General features: G+C 36.8%; 6 protein-coding genes. All 6 read left to right on the forward strand.

All coding sequences use genetic code 11. From position 1 onward, the window contains the following. The first annotated feature begins 98 nt into the window (after positions 1–98). Entirely contained in the window at positions 99–1,145 is a 1,047-nt protein-coding gene (locus WMO25_RS15010) for a hypothetical protein (protein ID WP_349085993.1), read from the forward strand. 12 nt (positions 1,146–1,157) lie between these two features. Continuing rightward, positions 1,158–1,535, forward strand: coding sequence for a DUF4313 domain-containing protein (locus WMO25_RS15015; RefSeq protein WP_117989111.1), 378 nt, complete (start codon positions 1,158–1,160; stop codon positions 1,533–1,535). Between the two features lie 379 nt (positions 1,536–1,914). Next, entirely contained in the window at positions 1,915–2,616 is a 702-nt protein-coding gene (locus WMO25_RS15020) for a response regulator transcription factor (protein WP_117989110.1), read from the forward strand. Next, positions 2,613–3,842 (forward strand): sensor histidine kinase, encoded by a 1,230-nt coding sequence (locus WMO25_RS15025; RefSeq protein WP_117989109.1) that lies wholly within the window; start codon positions 2,613–2,615, stop codon positions 3,840–3,842. The genes WMO25_RS15020 and WMO25_RS15025 overlap by 4 nt, the downstream gene beginning before the upstream one ends. Positions 3,843–3,907: 65 nt before the next feature. Then, entirely contained in the window at positions 3,908–4,603 is a 696-nt protein-coding gene (locus WMO25_RS15030; protein WP_117989108.1) for an ABC transporter ATP-binding protein, read from the forward strand. Next, on the forward strand, positions 4,587–4,802 hold the full coding sequence (locus tag WMO25_RS15035) for a hypothetical protein (protein ID WP_435384319.1): 216 nt from the start codon (positions 4,587–4,589) through the stop codon (positions 4,800–4,802). The genes WMO25_RS15030 and WMO25_RS15035 overlap by 17 nt, the downstream gene beginning before the upstream one ends. Positions 4,803–4,861: the final 59 nt, after the last annotated feature.

Raw genomic sequence — 4,861 nt, forward strand, 5'->3', positions numbered from 1 at the left:
TACAGAAGCCATTATCCCAGTGGATTTATGGGGAACTGGAGCATGTGGAAAATCTGTCATGGCACTGCGCAATCCGGATTCTTGAAGTGTGGGAAGAGTTGGAAAGATTTATTCCTGGAGCCAAGTCAGAGCAGCATCTTTTGTTTTTGCTTAAGAACCGGGAAAGATTGAAAGCGTATCCAGATTTTGAAAGTGTGATGAAGCAGGTAACTGAAATTGATACCACATGGAAAAAGTTATGCCAGCAGTTGAAAATCGAACCTTCTTTTGCTGAAGAAAATCAAAAAGGTGTTCGGAAATTTTTATATCAAGGCGGTGCAGAGATTATCGGACTATTCTTGCAAAATTCAGAAGGAGAGAAGGAAAAGATTAGAAGACTGTGCCTGGCAGAAATTGCAGACCGGTTTTATGATGTCAAGTATCATGAAGGTGATCTGGAACATGAGATTGCACTGGAAATTTCAAAAGAAAATGAAGTAGCATGGAGGGAAAATTTAGTCACCAAGAATGGAAATGTAAAACTTTGGGAAGAAGATCGGTTATTGCCGGTTATGCAAATTGGCGAATTGGTAGGACATACGTGCCTTTCTTATCGGGATGGTGGGTATAAAGAGTGTTTGTTATCTGCCTTTGATGCAAATAAAAAGGTCTTATACTTATCTTTAAATAACCAGTTTGTTTTTAGGGCATTTATACGATTGACGAAAGGGACATTGACAAAAAATAAAGATGTGAATCGTCGTTTGCAGTTTGTGGATATTACAAAAGAGAAACCAGTGGAATCACCAGACCAGAGGAATAGTAAGGATCAAAAAGAAGTTCTTACTTTATTTTTGGAACGCCCATATTTTAAAGGGATTTCTGATGAAAAGCAAAAGGAAGTTATACAGATGGTATTGCGGCTGTTAAGACGGAAAGCAAAAAAACTGTCGGCACAACTTGTTCTGAGTAATGATTATGAAGGGTTGGTACAAAAAGAGTCAGGATTTATCCGTACACAATACTATATGTACATTTCTGCTTCCAAAAATGGAAAGCAGTACTTGGACAGTTTAGGTGGTATGGCAACTGTAAATAATGAGGGGAGTTATAGGAGAGGAACATTTCTTCTGCCGATTGAGTTTTTTAACCCCCAAAATGCATGAGGAGGAACAGTTATGAATAGGAGAGTATTAGATTACGATTGGGAATACGGAACGGAAAAAATTATGATTCATGTAGGAAAATATGAATTTGGAGGATTGTATGTAGGAATGCTTTGTGAGATAGACGGAAACTTGGAATTTTTTTCGGATCTTACAAAAAATATTCCCGGATATGAGTTGGCATATAATGAAGCATATATTACACATGAGTTTTCTGAATGTAAGTTGACGTTTATTGAAAAGTATAAGTTAGGTGTGATAAAACCATCATATGCACAATCTGGGTTTTGTACATACTGCAAGGTAGCTTTCGATTTGAAACAGCTTGAAGAACTAGATCCAGAGGGCACAAAACAATTTATGCAGCAAATGGGGATAGAAATAGGATAATTGTAGGTGCGAGAATTTGATGGTTAATAATTCAGTTTTATAATTGGTAAAAGAACATTTCTTTAGGAATCAGGAAATGTAATTCTGATTTTTTGATAGAAATGTTCTTTTTGAAATGCGGTAATAATTTTTCCTATGTTTTAATAGTGGGAGAAATATTTGATATTACTTGTTTAACCGCCTATAATATATGTAACAAGTCTTTTGGAAAATCAGATATGTTTGAATATATGACAGGATGGCGCAAAGCTTTAGAATCTATTAGAGTGATGGGTGCGAAGGCTGAAAAAACTGTATCGACAGTGTCGACATATTGATCGAGTATGGCTTATACTTAAAGATGAAAAAGCCTGCTGACAGGCGAAGAAAGGTTGAAAAAATGAAGAATAAAATTATGCTTTTAGAAGATGATGCTAGTTTGATCGATGGATTAAGATATTCATTAAAAAAGAATGGTTTTGATATTGATTTCGTTCGTACCGTACAAGAAGCCTTATCCCGTTTGGTAGAGTTACATAAGTACGATATGCTAATACTTGATGTTACATTACCGGATGGAACCGGATTTGAAGTATGTGAAAGAGTACGAGGCTATGGTAATCCTATCCCGATTATTTTTTTAACGGCTTCAGATGAAGAAGTCAATATTATTCGTGGTTTGGATTGTGGCGGTGATGATTACATTACCAAGCCATTTAAGTTGGGAGAATTATGTTCCCGTATTCGTGCTTTACTAAGACGAGCAGGACTATCTAATCCAGATACGACAACAGTGCTAGAGTGTGGCGATATTAAGATAGATCTTTTAGGTAGTCGTGTTGTATTAAAAGGAAAATCATTAGATTTGACAGCCGCAGAATACCGATTACTCTGTTTATTGATACGAAATGCAAATCGCATTGTTACAAGAGAAGTTATTTTAGGCGAGCTATGGGACAGCACAGGGGATTATGTAGACAATAACACCCTTTCCGTCTATGTGCGGCGGCTACGTGAAAAAGTAGAAACAGACCCATCACATCCAGAGCACTTATTGACAGTCCGAGGATTTGGCTATCAGTGGAAAGAGGTGGACGAATGAGCCTATTACATGATAAGCATAACCGTTGGTATTGCATTTTCATTGCTGTTCTTGTTATTCTGCTGGTTCTAATAGGCATAACAGTGATAGACACGCAAGCGGTGGTTACAAAAGAAATGTTTCTAACACATGATAATGCGATTGCTACTTCTTTACTAGAAGAAGGAGTTTCAAAGGAAGTAATTGCAACAGCCTTAATGAATACGGAAGCGGATGCTACAGGAAACAAGGTTTTAGCCGAAATTGGTCTTTCAAACAGTACGGATATAGAAAATTTATCTTATGTTTCTGATGTTAAAAATACAATAATGACATCCATGTTTGTGATGTTATTTCTATGGACACTGTTTCTGATTTTAGGTACGATGCTCTTTTTGTATTGGAGAGAAAGACTATATAGGAAATCAGAAAACATCATTAAGGACTATATAGAGGGAAATTATAATGTTCATCTGCCGCAATCCAATGAGGGAAATATTTATCAGCTCTTGGCTTCTGTTGACCAATTGGCTACTATGCTTCAAGCAAAAAATGATACAGAACAAAAGACAAAAGAGTTTCTTAAAAATACAATTTCTGATATATCTCATCAATTAAAAACACCTCTATCAGCACTCATGATGTATCAGGAAATTATTGAGAATGAGCCAGATAACCCCGAAACGGTCAAAGAATTTTCCTTAAAGATTGGAACTGCATTAAAGAGGATTGAGCAGCTTATTCAATCCATGTTGAAAATCACAAGAATAGATGCAGGGAGTATCTTTTTTGAAAAATCCAATTACAGTATCTCAAACATTCTCAATCACGCAATTAGCGAATTGACAACACGGGCGAATAATGAAAAAAAAGAAATTGTGATAGATGGCGACTTGGAACAAATGCTTTATTGCGATATTGAGTGGACGAGCGAAGCCATTGGCAATATTGTTAAAAACGCACTTGACCATACAGATGCGGGAGGGAAAATCACTATATCGTGGGAACGAACTCCCGCTATGATTAGGATATATATTACAGATAACGGACACGGAATTGACCAAGGGGATATACACCACATATTTAAGAGATTTTACCGAAGCAAAAATACTTCAGATAGTCAAGGGATTGGACTTGGACTGCCATTGGCAAAGGTAATTGTTGAGGAACAAGGCGGTATTCTTTCTGTTCAGAGTGAACGATTACAGGGAACAACTTTTACATTGTCTTTTCTTACAGAATCGTAAGGTCAAATTCATCTGTTTGTAAGGTCGAAATGCTATCCTCTATTGTGAAAGGAGGTACTTGGAATATGGAAATATTGAAAGTACAAAGATTATGTAAAACATACGGAACAGGCGCGGTAAAGGTTGATGCTTTAAAAGATGTATCTTTCTCTCTGGAAAAAGGGGAATTTGTTGCTGTTGTTGGAGAGTCAGGATCTGGGAAAAGTACACTGTTAAATTGCATTGGGGCATTGGATGTTCCGACTTCTGGCATGATTACAATGGACGGAAATAATCTTTTTACAATGAAAGAAGAAGAACGCACCATTTTCAGAAGAAGGAATATTGGATTCATTTTCCAGTCTTTTCAACTTGTACCTGAATTGACAGTTGAACAGAATATAGTATTTCCGATTCTTTTGGATTATCGTAAACCTAAAACAGCCGATGTAGAAGAAATATTGGATCTACTTGGTTTGACAGAACGAAGAAACCATTTGCCAAGACAACTTTCTGGAGGTCAGCAGCAACGTGTCGCTATTGGCAGGGCGTTGATTACAAAGCCAAAGTTAATTCTTGCAGATGAGCCGACGGGCAATCTGGATAGTAAAAACAGTCAGGATGTTATTGATTTGCTGACAAAAGCATCCAGATATTACCAACAGACCATACTAATGATTACACACAACAATAGTCTTACTTCTATGGTTGACCGTGTACTGCGTGTTACAGATGGTGTACTGACGGACTTGGGAGGGAATGCAAATGAAAAATTATCTTGACCTTGTTCCGATTTCTGCAAAAGTACACCGAAAACAAAATCGTATGTCTATCATTTGTATTGTGTTGGCGGTCTTTTTAGTAACAGCTATTTTTGGTATGGCTGATATGTTTATCAGAGGGCAAATTTTGCAGACACAACAAGAAAATGGAAACTGGCATATTGGTATAAGAAACATAAGTGTGTTTATGATACACTAAAATTACCAGAAAAAAGCGTCAAAAATCCCTGAAATCGGCAAGGGATTTTCCTCAAAAAA

This window comes from Coprococcus intestinihominis (assembly GCF_040096555.1).
Classification (GTDB): Bacteria; Bacillota; Clostridia; order Lachnospirales; family Lachnospiraceae; genus Coprococcus_A; species Coprococcus_A intestinihominis.